This window comes from Micromonospora sp. PRAS1, from assembly GCF_059553435.1.
Genome location: NZ_JCANNB010000010.1, coordinates 1 through 20,660, shown reverse-complemented (window position 1 = coordinate 20,660; position 20,660 = coordinate 1). Strand labels below are relative to the sequence as shown.

The 20,660-nt window shown below is 73.0% G+C and carries 13 protein-coding genes and 1 pseudogene; 9 read left to right on the top strand and 5 right to left on the bottom strand.

The window, feature by feature from the left end:
- Window positions 1-125: 125 nt before the first annotated feature.
- The 4 genes from AC507J_RS11785 to AC507J_RS11770 are packed head-to-tail and all read left to right on the top strand — an operon-like array spanning window position 126 to window position 7,340.
- Complete coding sequence (locus AC507J_RS11785; protein ID WP_496289335.1) at window positions 126-2,738, top strand: fibronectin type III domain-containing protein; 2,613 nt, start codon at window positions 126-128, stop codon at window positions 2,736-2,738.
- Between the two features lie 25 nt (window positions 2,739-2,763).
- Entirely contained in the window at window positions 2,764-3,759 is a 996-nt protein-coding gene (locus tag AC507J_RS11780; RefSeq protein ID WP_496289155.1) for an AAA family ATPase, read from the top strand.
- A gap of 15 nt (window positions 3,760-3,774) precedes the next feature.
- Window positions 3,775-4,983 (top strand): DUF58 domain-containing protein, encoded by a 1,209-nt coding sequence (locus AC507J_RS11775; protein WP_496289154.1) that lies wholly within the window; start codon window positions 3,775-3,777, stop codon window positions 4,981-4,983.
- A complete protein-coding gene (locus AC507J_RS11770) occupies window positions 4,977-7,340 on the top strand; it encodes a transglutaminase TgpA family protein (RefSeq protein WP_496289153.1) in 2,364 nt (787 codons plus the stop codon). The genes AC507J_RS11775 and AC507J_RS11770 overlap by 7 nt, the downstream gene beginning before the upstream one ends.
- Window positions 7,341-7,535: 195 nt before the next feature.
- On the opposite strand, the pseudogene AC507J_RS11765 reads toward AC507J_RS11770, so the two are convergent.
- Window positions 7,536-8,498 (bottom strand): annotated as a pseudogene (locus tag AC507J_RS11765) (LLM class F420-dependent oxidoreductase); the annotation flags it as partial.
- 149 nt (window positions 8,499-8,647) lie between these two features.
- Here AC507J_RS11765 and AC507J_RS11760 point away from each other — a divergent pair.
- Complete coding sequence (locus tag AC507J_RS11760) at window positions 8,648-9,853, top strand: low temperature requirement protein A (protein ID WP_496289152.1); 1,206 nt, start codon at window positions 8,648-8,650, stop codon at window positions 9,851-9,853.
- Between the two features lie 49 nt (window positions 9,854-9,902).
- Here AC507J_RS11760 and AC507J_RS11755 read toward each other — a convergent pair whose 3' ends face one another.
- Together AC507J_RS11755 and AC507J_RS11750 are read right to left on the bottom strand one after the other, a co-directional pair.
- Window positions 9,903-10,574 (bottom strand): maleylpyruvate isomerase N-terminal domain-containing protein, encoded by a 672-nt coding sequence (locus tag AC507J_RS11755; RefSeq protein ID WP_496289334.1) that lies wholly within the window; start codon window positions 10,572-10,574, stop codon window positions 9,903-9,905.
- A 43-nt stretch (window positions 10,575-10,617) separates the two neighbouring features.
- A complete protein-coding gene (locus AC507J_RS11750; protein WP_496289151.1) occupies window positions 10,618-11,499 on the bottom strand; it encodes a phosphatase PAP2 family protein in 882 nt (293 codons plus the stop codon).
- Window positions 11,500-11,588: 89 nt separating this feature from the next.
- Between AC507J_RS11750 and AC507J_RS11745 the strand changes: the two genes are divergently transcribed.
- Window positions 11,589-12,356 carry a DUF3159 domain-containing protein gene (locus AC507J_RS11745; protein WP_496289150.1) on the top strand — a complete coding sequence of 256 codons (768 nt, stop codon included), beginning with the start codon at window positions 11,589-11,591 and terminating at the stop codon, window positions 12,354-12,356.
- 298 nt (window positions 12,357-12,654) lie between these two features.
- Here AC507J_RS11745 and AC507J_RS11740 read toward each other — a convergent pair whose 3' ends face one another.
- Window positions 12,655-15,555: a glycoside hydrolase family 48 protein gene (locus tag AC507J_RS11740; RefSeq protein WP_496289149.1), complete on the bottom strand. Its 2,901-nt coding sequence runs from the start codon at window positions 15,553-15,555 to the stop codon at window positions 12,655-12,657.
- A 967-nt stretch (window positions 15,556-16,522) separates the two neighbouring features.
- On the opposite strand from AC507J_RS11740, the gene AC507J_RS11735 reads away from it, so the two are divergent.
- Together AC507J_RS11735 and AC507J_RS11730 are read left to right on the top strand one after the other, a co-directional pair.
- Entirely contained in the window at window positions 16,523-18,043 is a 1,521-nt protein-coding gene (locus AC507J_RS11735) for a GH1 family beta-glucosidase (protein WP_496289148.1), read from the top strand.
- 85 nt (window positions 18,044-18,128) lie between these two features.
- Window positions 18,129-19,352: an MFS transporter gene (locus AC507J_RS11730; RefSeq protein ID WP_496289147.1), complete on the top strand. Its 1,224-nt coding sequence runs from the start codon at window positions 18,129-18,131 to the stop codon at window positions 19,350-19,352.
- Window positions 19,353-19,439: 87 nt separating this feature from the next.
- Here the strand turns inward: AC507J_RS11730 and AC507J_RS11725 are convergent, their stop codons facing one another.
- Window positions 19,440-19,868, bottom strand: a complete 429-nt coding sequence (locus tag AC507J_RS11725; RefSeq protein ID WP_496289146.1) for a VOC family protein — start codon at window positions 19,866-19,868, stop codon at window positions 19,440-19,442.
- A gap of 92 nt (window positions 19,869-19,960) precedes the next feature.
- Between AC507J_RS11725 and AC507J_RS11720 the strand changes: the two genes are divergently transcribed.
- The gene (locus AC507J_RS11720; RefSeq protein ID WP_496289145.1) at window positions 19,961-20,542 is read left to right on the top strand and encodes a TetR/AcrR family transcriptional regulator; all 582 of its coding nucleotides are present in this window, start codon (window positions 19,961-19,963) and stop codon (window positions 20,540-20,542) included.
- The last annotated feature ends 118 nt before the right edge of the window (window positions 20,543-20,660 follow it).

Sequence of the window (20,660 nt, the reverse complement as noted above, 5' to 3'; positions counted from 1 at the left end):
GGACAGTGCGGGTTCCGGGCGTCCGTAGCGTGACCATATGATGGCTCCCGGCTCAGGGGAGGGGTTGCCGTCACGGGGGCGCCACCTGCCAGGACGACACGGGAAGGCAGCCAGCTGTGGCGAGCATCGACGAGGCCGGTCCGATCCGCACCACCCGCCCCCGGTCGCGGCTGCGCGGTGGCCTCGTCACCGTGGGCACGGTGTTGGCGCTGCTGGCGGCGATGGGTCTGACCGTGCTCGGTCTCGGGGCGGCGGACAACGCGGTGGCCAGCTACGACGCGAGTTCGTGGCTGTGGAGCGCGGCGCGCAGCGAGTTGGCCCGGGTCAACGGGGTGACCGCCCGGGTGGACACCCGGGCGGAGGTGACCGGGGCGCGGCGGCATCCGATGCAGGTGGTGCAGACCGACCGGATGCTGGTGCTGCGGGACCTGCACACCGGCCAGATCAGCGCCCTGGACCTGGCCACGTTGCAGATCACCGCGACCACGCCGACGACCCCCGGGTTGGGGGTGAGCGTGGCGTTGCACGAGGACGCGGCGTTCGTGGTGGACGCGGTACAGGGTGTGGTCCGGCAGTTGGATCCCCGGTCGCTGGCACCGGTGGGTGACCCGGTGCAGTATCCGCCGGGGATCACCGGCGGCACGTTCGACGGCAAGGGTCGGTTGTGGATCGCGGTGCCGGCCGAGGGCACCGTTTCGGCGATCACCCCGGCGGTGTTGCCGTCGGAGTCGACCGAGCGTACGCAGGTGAGCCCGAAGCAGGTGGAGACGCACGACGTGGCCGAGCCCAGCCACGAGCTGGTGGTCTCCGCGCTTGACGACGGGGTGGCGGTGCTGGACCGCACGGCCGGCACGCTGGTGACGGTGGTGGCCGGCGCGGTGCGTCGTACCGCGTTGGCGCAGACCCTGACCGGGCCGGGCACGTTGCCGGCGCGGACCAGCGGTCCGGTGGTGCCGGTGACGGTGGTCGGGCAGCGGCAGGTGCACGCCATCACCGACGGCGGTGAGGTGCGCTCGTTCGTGGTGCCGGGTTCCGGTGACCGGCTCAGCCCGGCGGTGGCCTGGTCGGGCCGGTTCTACTGCGCGGACGAGGCGGCGGGCGTGGTGTACGCGTTCGACTCGTCCGGGCAGATGGTGGAAACCATCCGGGGCCGCTGGCGTGGTCCGCTGGAGTTGGAGGTGCGGGAGAACTACCTGTTCATCAACGCGCCGGAAGCGTCGACCGCCCGGGTGGTCAACGACCGGCACGAGGTGCGGGAGGTCGACAAGTACGCAAACGACGTGCTCGGTGGCGACCCGCCGGCCGAGCCTCCGCCGCCGCCTCCGCCGCCGAAGAAGCCGCAGGTCAGCAAGCCGGGTGCGCCGCGCAATGTGACCGCCGCGGCCGGTGACGCGCAGGCGCGGGTGAGTTGGCGGCCGGCCGCCGCCAACGGCGCCGAGATCATCCGGTACGTGGTGGAGGGTGCCGGGCAGCGGCTGGAAGTCGGCGCGAACCAACGGTCGGTGCAGGTCAAGGAGCTGACCAACGGCGAGACGTACCGGTTCTCGGTGCACGCGGTAAACGCCAAGGGGACCGGGCCGGCACGGAACAGCAACCCGGTGACGCCAACGGCGGACGTGCCGGACGCGCCGGCCAGTGTCACGGCCGAGGCGCGGCCGGACGGCACGGTGGTGGTGAGCTGGCCGGAGGCGAACGGGCAGGGCAACGCGATCGCCCGGTACGCGGTGACCGCCACCTCGGCCGGCACGAACGCGCCGGCCGGCGAGGCGACCGGCACCGAGTTGAGCATCAAGGCCGGTGAGCTGGAGTACGGCACGCAGTACGCCTTCACGGTGGTGGCGGTCAACGACAAGGGCGCTGCCTCGGAGGCGTCGCCGGTGAGCAACACGGTGGTGCCGTTCACGGTGCCCGGTGCGCCGGTGGAGCTGCGCGCGAGCACGGTGGCCGACCAGCCGGGGACGGTGGCGGTGCAGTGGTCACCGGCGCAGGCCAACGGTCGGCCGGTGAGTGGGTACGTGGTGCTCGTGGGTGACCGGCGCAGCGAGGTCACCGACACCGGCACGACGGTGACCGGCCTGGGTGACGGGCAGAACGTGACGGTGCGGGTCCGGGCGGTCAACGAGGCCGGTGAGGGTGCGGAGGCGACGGCGACGGCGCGGACCGTGGCGCCGCCGCGGGTGGCGGTCACCGGCTCGTCGGCGACCGCGACGGAGGCGACGGTGTCGTTCACCGTGGACGCCGGGGGCGGCAAGTCCACCTGCACGTTGAGCCGGTCGGGTCAGCCGGCCAAGAGCGGTCCGTGTTCGAGCATCACGATGACCGGGTTGACGCCCGGCACCAGCTACACGTTCACGGTGACGGCGACCAACGCCGCCGGCAGCGGCGAGGCCACCAAGGCGCAGCCGACGCAGGCCCTGTACGGCATCGCCACCTGCGTCAACGGCAGCGAGCCGGAGCAGCGTACCTACTGCAACAAGGACGTCGACGGCCGTAACGGCAACGAGGTCTTCTCGGTGCCCCGGCAGGACAACGACCGGCAGGTCGGCTGGGCCAAGCCGGGTACCCGGTTGCAGACGCACTGCAAGATCCGGGGCGAGGAGGTGTACGCGTACGTCTACAACGACCACAAGAAGAGCACCTGGTGGGTACGGGTCGAGTACAGCGGGCGCAACTACATCCCGTGGGCCTGGCTGAACCTGGAGGGCGGCGACAACATCAACGTCCTGCCCACCTGCTGATCCACCTCAGGCAAGGAGCACCACCGTGACAAGCCACGAGCCGCTGACCCAGCAGGAGGTGCAGGGCTTCGCCGCCCTCGCCGCCCGGCTGGCCGAGAACGTCAACGCGGTGGTGCTCGGCAAGCCACAGGTGGTCCGGTTGGCGTTGACCGCGTTGTTCGCCCAGGGGCACGTGCTGTTGGAGGATGTGCCGGGGGTGGGTAAGACGACCCTGGCGCGGGCGATCGCGGCGACGGTCAAGGGCCAGTGGCGGCGCATCCAGTTCACCCCGGACCTGCTGCCCTCGGATGTCTCCGGGGTGACCATCTTCAACCAGGCAACCCGGGGTTTCGAGTTCCATCCCGGTCCGGTGTTCGCCAACATCGTCATCGCCGACGAGATCAACCGGGCGTCGCCGAAGACGCAGTCGGCGCTGCTGGAGGTGATGGAGGAGCGCACGGTCACCGTGGACGGGGTACGGCATCCGGTGCCGCAGCCGTTCCTGGTGGTGGCGACGCAGAACCCGGTGGAGATGGACGGCACGTACCGGCTGCCGGAGGCGCAGCTGGACCGGTTCCTGGTGAAGCTCTCCGTCGGCTATCCGGACGAGTCGGTGGAGGTGGAGGTGTTGCGCGGGGCGACTGTGCGCTCCCCCGAGGCGCTCGCCGCGGTCACCGACACGGCCACCGTCGGCGAGATGGTCCGGATGGCGTTGCGGGTGCACATCGCCGAGCCGCTGTACGCGTACGCGGTGCGGCTGGCCGCGGCGACCCGGACCCATCCGCAGGTGCGGGTCGGGGTCAGCCCGCGTGGGGTGATCGCGTTGACCCGGGCGGCGTGCGCGTACGCGCTTATCGACGGCCGGGGCTGGATCATGCCCGAGGACCTGAAGGCTCTCACCGAACCGGTGTTCGCGCATCGGCTGCTGCTCACTTCCGACGCCCAGGTGCGCGGGGTGACTGCCGCCGATGTGCTCCGTCAGGCCGTCGCCTCGGTGCCGGTGCCGCTGCCGTCGGGTCAGCCGGCCCCGGCGCATCCGTAGCTGCGGCGGGCTGGCGTGGGTATCACCGCTCGGGGCATCGGTCTGCTCGTCGTGGCCGTCCTGCTGCTCGGTGCCGGTTTCCGGTTCGGGTATCCGGAGTTGACGCTGCTGGGTGCGGCGGCTGGCATCGCCGTCGCGGTGGCCGTGGTCATCGCGGCCCGCCGACCCCGGCTGGCGGTGCAGCGGCAGGCGGATCCGGACCGGGTGGCCCGGGGTGAGCCGGCGGCGATGACGTTGACGCTGCGCAACGCGGGGCGGCTGCGGGCGGCGAGCCTGCTGGCCACCGACCGGTGCGGTGACCGGGTGGTGCCGGTGCCGGTGCTGCGGTTGCGTCCGAGTGCGGACACCACGGTCCGCTACGACGTGCCGACGACCCGCCGGGGTGTGGTGCCGGTCGGCCCGCTGCGGGTGACCCGCCGTGATCCGCTGGGCCTGGTGGTGCTGGCCCGCTCCTACGGGGACAGCGTGCCGGTCTGGGTGCATCCGCGGATCCATCCACTGAGCGCGGTGCCCACCGGCGCCGGCCGCAGCCTCGACGGCCGGGTCGACGCGGTACCGCACGGCTCGATCACCTTCGACTCGTTGCGGGAGTACGTGGTCGGCGACGAGTTGCGGCGGGTGCACTGGCGCACCAGCGCGCGGGTCGGTGAGCTGATGGTGCGGGAGAACGTGGACACCAGCCTGCCGCGGATCGTGGTGCTGCTGGACAATCGGGCCGCCGCGCATCCGGACCGGGTGGACGGGGTGGCCGAGTCGTTCGAGTCGGCCTGCGAGGCGGCGGCGTCGGTGGTCGCCGCGGCGGTGCGGGAGGACCTGCCGGTGGCGCTGCTCTTCGTGGCCGCCGCCGAGCCGCCCACCGAGCCGGCGGCAGCCGCCCCGCCCGGCAACGGCAACGGCAGCGGCGGTGTGGAGTTCGACGAGCCGGGGGTCGGGCCGCTGGACCGGTTGGCCGCGGTGACGCTTACCGACGAGGGCACCCTGGAGGCCGCGACGGGACGGCTGCGTCGCGACCGGCTCGGCGACACCCTGGTCGTCCTCACCGGCCCGGGTGGCCGTGGCGACCTGGGCTACGTCGGCGCGTTGCGGGGGGCGTACCCGTCTGTGGTCGTCGGGGTGTTCGGCTCGGCGGAACCGGCGCCGCCGGACGCCGCCGGCCTGGTCGTCGTCGACGCCCTCGACGGGGCGGCCTTCGCCGCCGAGTGGGACGGGGTACGCCGGTGGTGAGAATCCTGCGGGCGGTGCCGGCGGCGCTGGCCGGTCTGGTCGTGCCGGCGGTGCTGGTCACCATGGTCACGCTGGCCGGGCTGACGCTCGACCGGGTGTACGCGGGTTCGCTGCTGACCGGGCTGGTGGCCGGCGCGGCCCTCGGCTCGGTGCTGGTCAGCGTGGTGGCGCGGCGGCTGCCGTCCTGGCTGGTCGCGCCGGTGTCGGTGTTGGCGATGGCCGGCTGGACGGCGTGGGGGCTGCGGCTGGCCGCGGACCGGGCCGAGCTGCCGGGCGGGTTCGCCGAGGTGGCCGCCGATGCCGCCCGCAACGGCATCCCCCGGCTGCTGACCGCGATGATTCCGGTGGAGCCGACGCCGGACACCGTGCTGGTGCCGCTGGTGGGTGCCTGGCTGGCCGGGTTGGCCGGCGCGGAGGTGGCGCTGCGGGCCGGGCGGGTGCTGCTGGGCTACCTGCCGCCGGCCCTGCTCTTCGCCGGGGCGGTGTACGTGGTGGGCCCGAACGCGGAGCCGGCGATCGGTGCGACGGTGGCGCTGGTGGCGGTGGCGGCGCTCGGTCTGGCGGCGTCGGGGCGGGCGGGCGGCGGTGACCCGGTCGACGGGTTGGCCCCGGCGGCGCGGGCGGGGATGCGGGCCCGGTTGGCGGTGGCGTCGGCCGCCGGTACGGCGGTGGTGGTGGGGTTGGCCGCGCTGCTCGGCCCGGCCCTGGCCGCGCTTGTGGAAACCCGCCCGGTGGATCCGCGCCGCTATGTGGAGCCGCCGCAGGTGGAGACGCTTGACGAGAATCCGCTGATCCGGATCTCGGGCTGGGCGCTGAACCCGGACCAGCAACTGTTCCAGGTGTCCACGCAGGGCAGCACCCCGGCCGACGCCGGCACCACCGACCCCGGCTCCGACGCCGACTCGGACCCGGATGACAGCGACGCCGCTGCGGACGAGCGGCCGACGGCTGCCGGCGGCGGGGTGCGGATCCGGCTGGCCGTGCTCAGCGACTACGACGGGGTCACCTGGCGGGTCGGCGCCACCTACCGCAACGCCGGCCGGATCCTGCCCGTGGTGGACCCGCCGCCGTACGCCACCGTGCGCACGGTCCGGCAGGAGATCACGATGGGCGACCTCAGTGGCCGGCTGCTGCCGGCGGTGGCCACCCCGCGCGAGGTCAGCGGGGCGCGGGTGGCCTACGACCCGGACACCGGCACGCTGATCCGACCCGACGGGCTCGCCCCGGGACTGCGGTACACGGTGACCTCCGCGCAGGAACGACCCGACGTGAACCTGCTCGCCACCGCGAACACGCCGGCCGGCGACGAGGTGGCCCGGGTGCTGCACGTCGCCGACGGGGCACCTGAACAGTTGCGCCGGCTCGCCGCCCAACTGGCCGAGGAGAACGGCGCCCCGTACGCCCGCGCGGCAGCGATCGAGCAGTGGCTCTCCGAGCACTACCGGCTGGTCGCCGACGCGCCCAGCGGTCACGCGTACCCGAATCTGGCGTTCTTCCTGTTCGGACCGGTCAACGGCGGCGGGCAGCGCGGCACCTCCGAGCAGTTCGCCGCCGCCTTCGCGGTGCTGGGCCGGATGGCCGGGTTGCCGACCCGGGTGGTGGTCGGGTTCGCCGCCGGATCGTCCGGGCCGGTGCGGGCCGCCGACGCGTACGCCTGGCCGGAGGTGCTCTTCGACGGGCTGGGCTGGGTGCCGTTCGATCCGCTGCCCCGCCCCGACGAGGAGCCGCGCCCGGTCGAGGAGGACTTCCGCCCGAAGCCGGACGATCCGCCGCCGTCGGAGCAGCCGGAGCCGACCCTGGAGCCGACCGCCTCGCCGCCGCCGCAGGCGGCCCCCGGTGGCCCCGCCGACTCGGGTGGGGCGTCGACGCCGGTGCTGGTCGCCGGGACCAGCGGCGGTCTCCTGCTGCTGGTCGTGGTGGCGCTGGCCACTCTGCTGGGGATGCGCCGCGCGCTGACCCGCAACCGGCTGCATCGGGGCGACCCCGGCCAGCGGATCGCCGGCGCCTGGCGGGAGGTGACCGACGCGCTGCGGCTGGCTGGGCAGCCGGTGCCCGTCGACCTTTCCGCCACCGAGGTCGCCGAGCGGGCCCGGCGCACCCTCGCCGACGCGACCCGACCCGACACCGCAGATCCCCGGATGCCCGCGTACAGCGCCGTCGACGACCTGGCCCGCCTGCTCAACCAGGTCGCCTTCGCGCCGGGTACGGCCACCGCCGAGCAGGCCGGTACGGCCGCCGAGGCCGCCACCGTCTACACCGGGGCACTACGGCAGGCCCGGCCCCGCTGGCGGCGGCTGCTCTGGGCGGTGCATCCGGGCCCGCTGCGCTGGCGTTCCCGGCGTTCACCCGAGCGCTGACGCGGGCCGGGCCGGTGGCTCTGCGCCCACCGTCGGCACCGGGTTCGGCGGGCCCACCGTCGATGCCGCATTCGGCGGGCCCACCCTGGACGCCGCATTCGGCGGGCCCACTGTCGACGCGGCGCTCAGCGGGCCCACCGTCGACGCGGCGTTCGGTAGGCCCGCCATCGATGCGGCGTTCGGCGGCGGCTCGGCACCGAGTCCGAGCCGGGCGGCCAGCGTGACCAGGGCCGCCGGGTCGCCGGTGGCCACCTCCGGGGTGGGCAGCAGGGCCAGCACCGGCACGTCCACCCCGGCCGTGACGTACTGGCACACCTGGGCCCGGCACCGCTCCGGCGAGCCGTGCAGGATCAGCGCGTCGACCACCTCGTCCGGCACCGCCGCCAGCGCCGCGCGCCGGTCGCCGGCCGCCCACGCCTGCCACATGTCGGCAAGCGCCGGCTCCCGGCCGAGCCAGCGGTGGAACTGCGCGTACGCGGGCACGGTCAGGTAGCTGGCGATCAGCCGCCGGCCCAGAGTGCGGGCGTAGCCGGCGTCCTCGGTGGGGCAGACGAAGATCCGGGCCACCACCTCGAACTGCGGGCGCCGCTCCCCCAGCTCGGCCAGCGCGCGTGGCACGTCGGTGGCGGCGAGCCAGTTGAGGATGACCCCGTCGGCCTCGGCGGCGGCCAGCCGCAGCATGCCGGGGCGCAGCGCGGCCAGCAGCAACGGCGGCGGTACCACCGGCGGCCGTTCGAGGGTGAACCGGCGCACGGCGAAGGTGTCGAAGGCGCCGTCGACGGTCTCCCCGCGCAGCGCCGCCCGCAGGAAGCGCAGCACGTCCCGGGTGCGCCGGTACGGCGCGGTGAACTGCCCCGCGTTCCAGTCGGCGACCACCGTCGGCGACGAGGCGCCGATGCCGAGGGCGAACCGGCCGGGAGCGACGTCGGCGAGGGCGGCGGCGCTCATCGCCAGCAGGCCGGGGCCCCGGGTGAACACGGGGGTGATCGCGGTACCCAGCCGCAGCCGCGGCTGCCAGGCCGCGGCCAGCGCCAGCGGGGTGAACGCGTCGGCGCCGTTGACCTCGGCGGACCACACGTCGGTGTAGCCGGCGTCGGCGAGGGCGGCGTACACCGCGGCGTGGTCGGCGAGCGGGACACCCGCCAACGGGACCGTCATCGCCCATCTCGTCGTCATCGGTCGATGGTGCCCGCCGCCCGGTCCGCCGAGCAAGATCTTGTCGGTTTCCCGGTTCACCCCTTCCGCCGGCGTCGGCGGTGCTACGACAACGTGGTGACCTGGACCGATGCTGAGCAGAGCAGCTGACCGTGGCGCGGCCCGCCGGTCGGCTGATGCCGGGCACCGGGGATCCGGGGCGGGCGACCTTCCTGGAGCTCTTCTTCGACCTGGTGTTCGTCTTCGCGCTGACCCGGATCTCCGCCCGGGCGTTCGAGGACCTCGCCCTGGAGCCCGGGGGCGCCACCGGCTGGAGCCCGGTGACCGGGGGCGCGAAGACGCTGCTGCTGTTGCTGGCGCTCTGGGTGCTCTGGCAGCACACCGCCTGGACGACCAGCCGCTACGACCCGCACCACGGGTGGCTGCAACTGATCGTGATCATCGCGCTGGTCTGCGCCATGGTGATGGGGGTGGCGATCCCCAGCGCGTTCACCACCACGGGGTTGGCGTTCGCCACGGCGTACGTGGTCGCCCAGCTCGTCCGACCGCTGATCCTGCTCGTCGGCGGCACACCGGAACGCCGCCTCAAGATCAGAACGATCATCACCTTCTGCGCCACCGGCGTACTCTGGATCGTCGGCGCGCTGTCAGCGACCAGCCCTCGGGTGATCCTCTGGAGTTGCGCGCTGGGCGTGGAGTACCTCGCCGGGCGGTTCGGCTACCCGGTCCCCGGGCTGGGTCGCTCGGTCGTCTCCCAGTGGGAGATCGGCGGCTGGCATCTGGCCGAGCGCTACCAGCAGTTCTTCCTCATCGCTCTCGGCGAGACGATCCTGGTGGCCGGCTTCTCCTACAGCGACAGCGGCTACGGTCCCGCGCGTACCGTGACCTTCGCGCTGGCGATGGCGTGCACCATCCTGCTGTGGCGCGTCTACGTCCAACGGGCCGGGCAGATCCTCGCCGAGGCGGTCGCCGCAGCCCGCCGACCGGCCAGGATCGGTCGCTCGGCCGCGGACACCCACCTGGTGATGGTGATCGGGTTGACCGCCACCGCGATCGGCTACGAACTGGCCATCCAACATCCGCTGACGCACCCCGAGGTGGCCTGGATCGTGCTGATCACGGGTGGGCCGGTGCTGTTCCTGCTCGGCCGGGCCCGCTTCGAGTACGAGGTCTTCAACCGGGTCTCCCCGTCCCGGTGGATCGGCGCGCTGGTCCTGGCCCTCCCGCTGCCGCTGCTGCTGGATCACCCGCCGGTGTACGCCGAGGCGCTTGTGGTCGTGGTGCTCGGCGCGGTCGCCATCGACGACGCCCGCCGCGCCCGCAAGGGTCCACCGGAACCGGCGGCGACCCCCTTCTGAACGCCACGGTCGCGGGCTCGCCAGCGGCGAGGCACCCGTGGGTGGCCGGTCAGCCGCCGAAGGCGAGCAGCCGGATCCCGGCGGCGTCGAGGACGGCCTGCTCGGCGGCGCTGCGCGGGCTGCGACCGGTGGCCTTGCGGATCAGGGTCAGCGGTTCCCAACCCAGTTGCGGTGGCACCGGGCGGCCACCGGTGAGCAGGTCGGCGATCACCTGGCCGGCCGCCGGGGTCAGCCACGGCTCGCGGTCCAGCGCCGCGGCCAGGTCCAGGCCGTGCACCCCGACCTCCACCACCCGGGTACGCAGGAACTCCGGCACCGTCATCGCGTCGCCGTGCCGGGTGCGGACGACCCGCTGCGCCGGGTGGGCGTCGACCCCGTCGAGGGTGGCGCGCCAGGCCCGGTCGAACTGGGCGGCCAGCGTCGGCACATCGGCAACGTCGCCGGCCTGCGCCCGGGCGGCGTCGATGCGGTCGGCGTCGACCTGCGGGGTGAACTTGGCCGCGCCGAAGTAGCCGGCGGCGTCGACCTGGGCCCGCTCAGGCGCCGGGGCGGCCAGCATGTCGGCCAACCGGGCGACGCCGGTGCGGACGTGGGCCAACAGCTCTGCCACATTCCATGGTGGACAGTCGGTGGGTCGTTCCAGGTCCCGCCGGTCGAGGGTGGGCAGCACCTGGCCCAACCGCGCACACTCGTCGCGGAAGGCGTCCCGGGTCGCAGTCATCAGCTCTCGCGGTTCGGTCACCACGGTTCCGCCTTTCCCAGGCCTAGCCCTGCTCGCGGGGGACGATGCGGTGCACGGCGGCGAGCATCAGCGCCATCACCACGCCCATCGAGCCGGCGATGCCGGCGGCGCTGCCGGCGTAGCCGAGGAACAACGGCCGGCGGCCCAGCTCGGCCGCCGGGATGCCGCGCTGGCCCAGCAGCCACCACAGCGCCAACGTGCAGCCCGCGATCGCCAGCAGACCGCCGAGGCCGAGCAGCAGCGGGGTGAGACGGTGCGCGTCGGCCAGGGCCACCTGCGCCCCCTCCCGCTGGGTGCTCAGCAGCAGCAGCCCGGCCACCGCCGCCCAGACCCCCACCACGAGATACGCGGCCACCGCGTCGCTGGGCCGGTGCCAGCTCGCGGAGAGGGTGGCCACCCCGGCGATCGCGGCGTAGCCGGCGCCGATCACGGCGGCGAAGCCGCGCACCTTGGGCGGCAGCACGAGCACCAGCGCCACCGCCACCGAGGCGGCGACCGTGGTGTGGCCGCTGGGCAGACTGTTACCCACGAACGCCCGCTCCGGGTCGACGCCGTAGTCCGGCCGGTTCAGCCCGTACTTCAGCAGCTGCGTGCTGACGTTGGACCCGGCGATCAGCAGGGTGGCCGCGACGGCCAGCGCGACCCGGCCCCGGATCAGCGCGATGAACCCGATCATCACGGTGGCCGCGAGCAACGACACCACGGACATCGCGTTGAGGATGCGGTTGACCGGATCCTCGATGTGGTCGCGACCGATCCGATTGCCGGTGAGCGCGACCGTGTCGATCCACTGCCCGGTCGCGCTGTGCAGGGCGTATCGCCAGACGACGATGAAGGCCGCCGCCTGGACGAGAGCCAGCAGGACCAGCCAGACCGCAGTTCCACCCCTCGGCGTCACGCGCACCCGGACAACTTAGCCGCCCGCCCGTACCGGACATCCGGGGGCCCGCCGGTGGCGTCGGGATAGGTTGGGCGCAGGTGAGGGAGGCGATGGTGACCGGTACCTCGGAGCGGGACGCCCCGGCCGTCGGGCGCCCGGAATCGCTGGCCGACCTGCTCGGCGGGCGTCGTGGTGCGGTGGACGCGACCCTGCCGCCGGTCGCCTTCACGGCGGGCTGGTTGCTGGCCGGGCGGTCGGTCACCGCCGGAGTGATCGCGGCCCTGGCCGTCGGTGTCGCGGTGGCCGGCTGGCGGCTGCGCCGCGGGCACCGTCCCCGGTCGGTGCTGATCGGTCTGCTCGCCGTCTGTGTGGCCGCGATCGTCGTGGTACGCACCGGCCGCGCCGAGGACTTCTTCCTCGTGCAACTGCTGGCCAACGCGGCCAGCGCCCTGGTGTGGGCGGTCAGCATCGTGGTGCGCTGGCCGCTGCTCGGGGTGGTGGTCGGTGCCGCCCTCGGCCAGCGCGGGCGGTGGCGGCGGGACCCGGCGCTGCTGCGCGCGTACGGCCGGGGCAGTTGGGTCTGGACCGCGACCTACGTGCTGCGGGTGGCGGTGTTCCTGCCGCTGTACCTCGGTGGGCAGGTGCTCGCGTTGACCGCGGCCCGGGTGGGGCTGACCTGGCCGCTGGTGGCCACGGCGTTGGCGCTCAGCTGGGCGGTGGTACGCCGGTCGCTGCCGTCCGGTCATCCGGGACTGCGGCATCCGGTGCCGGCGGGAAGCCCGCCGACCGGGTCGCCACCGCTGCACGGCGACGGCCGGTCGATCCGCCCCGGCGACGTGGTGCACCCCGACGCGGTGAGCGACGGGCACGAAACGCGGTGAGCGACGGGCACAAAAAGGGAGAGGCCGCCACGGGGGGAGCGGCCTCTCCGGTGATGTACGTTACTCCGTCCCGGGCCGGGTTGTGATCCCGGGGCGGCTACTTTTTTTCGCGATCTGCGTGGTGAGCCCGACGGATCGGGCGCGGTGGGGTGGGCCGACCGCTCCGCTGCGTCGGCCAGAGGGGCCGACCCACCCCGGCCTGACCGTGGGCGTCAGGCCGCCGGCCGGACCTGCCTGTTACCCCCGAGGCCCGACCGAAGCCTCCGGGTGGGTCAGCACCCCACCCGGAGGAGTTCGCTCAGCCGTTGGGGAACAGCTTTCCGTAGTCGGCGTACGCCATGGCGATGTCCGCCTGGGCCCAGAACCGGTGGTAGCGGAACTCCGGCTCCGGCCCGCCGTCGAGGTACGCCTGGACCTTCGGCCACGCCGGGTCGTTCTTGTAGAACGACCGGATGTCGACGAAGCTCTTGCCCGGGGCGATCTGGTCGCCGTTGGGCATCCGGCCAGTCCAGCCCGGCGGGACGTAGAGGCCCTGACCGGTGGAGGCGTTGTAGACGTCGTCGAAGCGCCGGTAGTCGCCGCGCTTCTCCACCGTCGACACGCCCTGCGCGTCGCTGGCCGCGTGCAGCGCGTCCAGCAGCCCCTTGCCGGTGGTCTTCGCCGCCGTGTTACCCGACTTCGCCGCGTACGCGATGAGCGTGCGGGCCAGGGCGGAGGTGACGCCGACGTCCCGACCCTTCACCGTCACCTCGACGTGCAGGTTGTTGTTGGGCTGCGGGCTGCTCGGGTTCCAGTTGGCGGGCTGGCCGGTCCACTCCATGTCCGACGGGATGGACCAGTCGGCGCCAAGCGTGGTGTTGGCGATCGCCCACGGCACCCACTTGTCCAGCAGCGCCTTGGCCCGGGCGTTGCCGGTGACCAGGTACAGCTCCGCGATGCGCTGCATCGACCAGACCTGCATGCCGAACCACTGGTTCGACGGCGGGTCGTTGTAGACCGGGTCCTCGTCGTAGAACATGCCGTAGAAGGTGGCGGTGCCGGCCGGCGGCGTGCCGTAGTGGCCACCCCAGCTGTTGGTCGCGCCACCGGCGATGCCGCCCTCGGCGGACTGGAGCCAGGTGTAGAACTCCAGCTGCCGCTCGAAGCTCTTCTCCCAGTCGGCGGCCGCGGTCGGCGACTGGGGCTTGAGCTCGGGCACGTTGGTCAGCGCCCACGCCGCGAACGGGTTCTGGTAGCCGAAGTGGCTGTGGCTGGAGCCGATCCGCCACGACCAGTTCTGGCTGGTCTCGTACGCGCCGCCCCAGGCGTAGTACCAGGACATCAGGTAGTGGGCGGAGTCGCGGCCGTTGCCCGCCGGGCAGGTGCTGGCGCCGACGCAGTTGCCGACCCGCTTGAAGTACTTGTCGAACATGGCGTACCGCAGGTAGTCGCCCATCTTGGCCGCCTTGGCCACGGTGGCTGCCACGTCGGCCGCCTTGTTCTGCTCCTTGGCCCAGGTCAGGGCCCAGTACGCGGCCTGCACGGCCCGGGCGTCGGCGTCCGGGGCGTTCGTGTACTTCCACTGCTTGGCCGGGGCGTTCTGCTCCTTGATGAACAGGTCCAGGTAGCCGTACTGGCCGCCGTGCGCGAAGGTGTCGCAGGAGGGCTGCGGGATGGTCTCCCACACCGACTCCTGGGTGCCCCGCTGGAACGTGTTGATGTACGCCGGGCGGGTGGTGCCGTCGCCGCAGCGGCCGTAGCCGTAGACGTTGTCCACGTCCAGCAGCCAGTGCATGCCGTAGATCGAGCCGGTGCCGTAGGTCTGCTGAAGCTCCGCGCGCAGCGGGTCCTTGCCCACCGGCACGTTCGGCTGCAGCTGCGACGGGTACTGGCTGGGCAGGTCGTTCTCGGCGGCGTAGGTGGCGTCACCGGGCGAGCCGGCGGTCGGCTGGTCGGCCGCGGAGGGGATGATGTACTTCTCCATCACCGTCCAGGCGTTGTTGAACGGCGCCCAGTTCTGGGTCACCCGTCCGTAGTACGCCTCCAGCCAGAGCCAGAAGCTGAACGCCTCCGAGGTGGTCTCGTGCCCGTGGTCGGGTGCCTCGACGATAAGCGTCTCGATCGAGTGGTAGGGCACGCCCTCGGGGCTGAAGTAGCCGGAGTTCTTGATCTTGTTGTACTGGGCGAGGAAGCGCTGGACGTACTCGCCGTCGCCGCCGGGCACGTCGTTGTCGATCTCGGTGACGGTGACCGTGGCCGGCGTGTGGCCGGTGGCCGAGGCGGTGACGGTGGCGGTGCCACCGACGGTGTCGGCGTCTTCGGCCGCCCGGACGGTCACCTCGACCCCGGTGTTCCAGTTGCTCGGGGTCAGCGTCGCCGAGGTCGGCGAGACGGTGATGTCCGTGTCGCCGGTACGCGCCAGGCTCACCGCGACGTTCGAGGTGGGTGCCCGGCTCGCGGTGAGCCGGAACGTCGAGCTGCCGCCCTCGGGGACGGTCAACGCCGACGGGGTGGCCACCAGCGCCGGCGAGGTGGTACCGGCCACGGTGAACGACCGCTCGGCGATCGCGGAGAGACCGCTGTTGTCGAACGCCCTGGCCTGCACCGTGTAGTCACCGGCCGGCAGGTTCTCCAGCGTGTACGCGTACGGCGCGGTGGTGTCGGTGTTGACCAGCAGGCCGTTGCGGTAGAACTCGACCCGGGCGATCGTGCCGTCCGGGTCGCTGGCGGTGGCGGTCAGCGGCACGGTCGCCGGGGCGGTGAACGGGCCGGCGGGCACCGACAGGCTCACCGATGGCGGCTGCGCCGCGACCCCGCCGCAGGTGACCCCGTTTACCGAGAACGACGTCGGCTTCGGGTTGCTGCCGGTGTAGGAGCCGTTGAAGCCGAGGCTTACCGACGAGCCGGTGGCCAGGTTGCCGTTGTAGGACTCGTTGGTGGCGGTGACCTGGTTGCCGGACTGGCTCCACCGGGCCGACCAGCCCTGGGTGACCCGCTGGTTGCCGGGGAAGGCGAACCGCAACGTCCAGCCGTTGATCGGGTCGCCGAGGTTCTTGAGGGTCACGTTGGCGGTGAAGCCGTTGCTCCAGTCGTTTGTCGTATAGACCACGTCGCAGGCCGGCGCGGCCTGCGCGGCGGCGGCGGGTACGGTCACCCCGCCGAGCGCCAGTGCCGCGGCGGCGAGCCACGCCAGCCGGCGACGTCTTGCCAGATTTCTCATCTGCGCGGTGTCTCCTCGGACCAGGCCGGGGGCGGTGCCGCCCCGGCGTGACGCCCACGCCGGCCGGGATGGGTCGCGTGGCGCCAGTGGATGGTGGTCTCTCCGGCCGCAAGGCCGGTGGCGGTGGGGGCGCCGGGCAGGAACGGCGGCTACGCCCACTGCTGCAGGACGCCGTACCGGACGGACCGGATGCCCTCGGCGACCCACGCTCGCGCGACAAACGTGGCTCCACGTGGTCGATCGACAGTCTGCCATGGAAGCGCTCCCAACGCCAGAGACAGCGCTTCCGGAAACACTGAGTTGTTTCGATCTCGTTTTGGGGCTTTCACAAAGCCGTGACGGGCGTTACAGTCGCAGCAACGTCGATGGGAGCGCTTCCATCGACAGAGTTCCAACCAGAAGATCACCCGATGTCGTGCCCACGGCACCGGGGACAGAACCCACAGGCCGACGGCGGGCCAGCCCGGACACCGCCGTCAGCCGCCGCCCCACATAGTGGAGGGAGGTGGATCCTCAGCCACTCGCGTGGCCCGGCTCCCGCGCGACACGCACGACTGGGACGCCAATCCGCACGTGCGTGTACCGCAACATGGTGGGGACGGGGGTTGCCCTCCCCCGTCCCCACACTAAACCCCCGTTCACGATGGGAAAAGAGGCCGACGGGTCAGACGCGCATCACCCGCGCGCACCGCACGGCAGTCGACCCGCCCGCCGACCGCCATCCGCGCCGCCCCGCCGACCGCCCGGGCGCGCGCCACGGTCCGCCCGCGGCCCTCGGCGTACCCGGTCCCGCCGCACCCGACGCCCGACCGGCACACGCCCACCCCCTCTCACCTGCCATCCCCCGCCACTGCGGCCTGCCCGTCCCGCTGCGACGATCATGCCCCGGCGGCTACCGCCCACCCCTTACCCTTTATTGGGAGCGCTCCCGGGCTCCGGCGGTCAACCCCATCCACAAGGAGAACCCATGTCGATGCTCACCAGGCGTCACCTGCTGCGCCGCGCGGCGCTCTCGGCCGCCGCATCCCAGGCCGGCCCGGCAGTCGGCGCCAGCACGGCAGGCACCACCGCTGTCGGCGCCACCGCCGTCGGCACCACGGCCACCGCCGTCAGCGCCGCCGCCCTCACCGGCTGCCAGTCCGACCGCACCGACCCGGCCGCAGCGCCCACCGCCCGGCTGCCCTTCCCGCCGGACTTCGGCTGGGGCGCGGCCACCTCCGCTTACCAGATCGAGGGCGCCGCCAAGGAGGACGGCCGCGGCGAATCGGTCTGGGACACCTTCAGCCACACGCCGGGCCGCATCCGCAACGGCGACACCGGTGACGTCGCCGCCGACCACTACCACCGCTACGCCGAAGACCTCGATCTGATGCGCGACCTGGGGCTGCGCAGCTACCGGTTCTCCATCTCCTGGCCGCGCATCCAGCCCGACGGCACCGGCGCCGCCAACCAACGGGGCCTCGACTTCTACCGTCGCCTGGTCGACGGGCTGCACGAGCGGGGCATCGCCCCGATGGCCACCCTGTTCCACTGGGACCTGCCGCAGTCCCTGCAGGACGTCGGCGGCTGGGAATCCCGCGACACCGCGCACCGCTTCGCCGACTACGCGGCCACCCTGTTCACCGCACTCGGTGACCGGGTGCCGGTCTGGCTCACCATCAACGAGCCCAAGACCGTCGTGCAGAACGGCTACCTCCAGGGCCACCACGCCCCCGGCCGGCAGGACCCGGACGCCGCGTACCTCGTCGCGCACCACCTGCAACTCGCCCACGGCCTCGCGGTGCGGGCACTGCGCGCAAACGGCGAGGGCCGCATCGGCCCGGCCTTCAACCTGCACCCGTGCTACCCCGCCGACGACTCCCCCGCCGCGGCCGAGGCGGCCCGCCTCTACGACGGCTACGAGAACCGGCTCTACCTCGACTCTGCCTTCAAGGGCAGCTACCCCGAGGACGTGCTGGCCGACCTCGGCCCGAGCAGCCGGATGGTCCGCGGCATCCAGGACGGCGACCTGAAGATCATTTCCTCTCCCGTCGACCTGCTCGCGGTGCAGTACTACACGCCGATCTACGTCACCGCCGACGGCGGTACCGTCCGCCGCTGGCCCACCTCCGAGGCCAGCTGGCAGCAGATCTACCCGCAGGGGATGTACGACATCCTGACCCGGGTCACCCGCGACTACGGCCCCGTGCCGCTCACCGTCACCGAGAACGGGCTGCCCACCCCCGACGTACTCGCCGCCGACGGCACCGTCGAGGACACCGGGCGGGTCGCCTTCCTGCGCGACCACCTCACCGCCGCCCACCGGGCCGTCACCGACGGGGTACCGCTGGAGAGCTTCCACGTCTGGTCCCTGCTCGACAACTTCGAGTGGGCCGAGGGCTACGACCAGCGCTGGGGCCTCATCTACGTCGACTACCCCACCCAACGCCGGGTGCTCAAGCGCAGCGCCCACTGGTACCGCCAGGTCATCGCCGACAACGCAGTCTGAGGGGTAACCAACTCTGCTGGCGCGGTGCCCGCTTGCCGGCGAGCGGGCACCGCGCCAGCCACACCTGATCCACTAGAGTCGCCCCGTGGACAACCAGGCTCACTCGCTCGGACGGCCGTTCTGGACGTTCTGGAGCGCCGCCGCGCTGGCCAATCTCGGTGACGGCATCCGGGTCGCCGCCTTCCCGCTACTGGCCGCCGCGCTCACCGACGATCCGCTGGCCGTGGCCGCCGTCGCCGCCGCCCAGTTCCTGCCCTGGCTCGTCGCCGGCCTGTTCGCCGGCGCCCTCGCCGACCGCCGTGGCGCCCGCACCCTGCTCGCCGCCGCCGACACCGGCCGGGTGCTCGTGCTGGCCACCCTGGCCACTGCGGTCGCCCTCGGCTGGGCCACCATCGCCCTGGTCGTGACCGCCGCATTCCTGCTCGGCGTCGGGGAGACCGTCCGCGACACCGCCGCCCAGACCGCCGTACCCCGGCTCGTCACCGACGCCCAGTTGGAGAAGGCGAACGGACGGCTGGTCGCCGGCGAGATCGTCGGTAACGAGTTCGTCGGGCCACCGGTCGGCGCCCTGCTCTTCGTCGTAGGCGCCGCCATCCCGTTCGCCGTCAACGGCGCCACCTTGGCCCTGGCCGTGATGCTCGTCCTCTCGCTGCCGTTGACCCTGGCCCACCGCGCCGCCGCCCCCGGCGGCGACACCCCGGCCCCGCAGCGCGACGGCATCCTCGCCGGCCTGCGCTGGCTCGTCCGCCAGCCCACGCTGCGCACCCTGGTCCTGGTCAGCGCCGCCGTCGCCGCCGCCGACACCGCCTGGTTCGCGATCTTCGTGCTCTACGCCCGGGACGCCCTCGGCCTCGGCGCGGTCGGCTTCGGCCTGCTCCTGGCCACCGGCGCGGCCGGTGGCCTGCTCGGCTCGTTCGCCGCCGACCGGCTGATCGCCCGATTCCGGCACCGCGCCGTGCTGACCTGGTCGATGGCGGTCACCGCCGGCGTACCGGTGCTGCTGGCGGTCGTGGCGAACCGGGCCGCCGCGGTGCTCGTGGTGGTCACCACCAGCGCGGCGTTCGCCGTGCTCAACGTCGCTGCGCTCTCCGTACGCCAGCGGCTCGTGCCGACCGGGCTGCTCGGCCGGGTCACCGCCGCCTCCCGCATGGTCACCTACAGCTGCACCGCCCTGGGAGCGCTGGCCGGCGGCGCGCTGGCGACCAGCGCCGGCATCGAGGCACCCTTCGTGTTCAGCGGCGTCGTCGCCGTCGCCGCCTGCGTCTCCTGGTGGCTCGCCTCCCGACCGGTCGCGTACGGGCTGCGGTAGGCCGTCGCACGGCACCGGTCCGGTGCTGCTGCGACTGCAACGCACCGGCCTGGTCACCGGTCCGGTAGCCCGGTCCGCCGGCGGTGGTCAGGGGCGGCTCGACGCGTCGGTGTACTGCTCGACGTACTCGCCGCTGGGCTCGATGGGCGTGATGACGTCGATCAGTACGCCGTTGGGGTCGGCGACGATGAAGTGCCGCTGCCCGAAGTCCTCGCTGCGCAGCTCCAGCTCGGCCGGCAACCCGCCCTCGACGACGAGGCGCTGCCACTGCGCGTCCACGTCGGACACCTCGAAGTTGAGCAGCAGTCCGCCGGCCGGTCGCCGGAAGCCGTCCGGGATCGTCGGGTGGGTGGCGTCAAGCAGGGCGAGTTCGTACGGCTCGCGGCCGGGACGGCGCAGGCTCACGTACCAGTCCGCCTCGAAGGTGGTCTCGAAGCCGAACCACTCGACGTAGAACGCGTGCGACTCCTTCAGCCGGTTGGTGCAGATCACCGGGTAGAAGCTGGTCAGGTGCATGGCCCACTCCATTCACATACCGCTGGTATGCGAATGGACGCTATTGGCATACCATCGGTATGTCAATAGCGGCACCGGGTGAGGACGGCAGGATGCGGCGGGCGGAGCAGCGGGAACAGACCCGACAGACCCTGGTACGGGAGAGCCGGCGGTTGTTCGCGGCGCTGGGCTACCCGGCGGTCGGCCTGTCGCACATCGTCACCGCAGCCGGGGTGACCAAGGGCGCCCTGTACCACCACTTCGACAGCAAGGCCGACGTCTTCCGGGCGGTATTGGAGCAGGTGCAACAGGAGGTGGCCGAGCAGATCGTCACGGCCGCTCAGGCACAACCCGACTCGTGGGCCCGGCTCACGGCAGGTTGCCGTGCGTTCCTCACCGCCAGCACCGCCCCCGGAGTCCAGCAGATCATGCTGATCGACGGGCCGGCCGTGCTGGGCTGGGCCGAGTGGCGGGCGCTGGACGAGGCGGCGTCCGCCCAGCACCTCGCCGAGGCGCTCACCGACCTCGTCGCGGACGGGACGATCCCGGCGCAACCGGTCGCGCCCCTGGCCCACCTGCTCTCCGGCGCGATGAACGAGGCGGCCCTGTGGCTCGCCACGACGACCAGCCCCGACGCGCTGGAGCACACCTGGGCCGCGCTCGGCCGGCTGTTGAACGGCCTCCGCCTCCGCTGACCGTCGTCGCCTTTCCGGGAGGCGATGTCGGTGGGTCCGCGGCCGTCGCACGTTGCCGATGCCCGTCGCGGGCCTCGGGATCGCCGGCGGCGGCGAGTGTTAACCGGTGGCGGCGAGT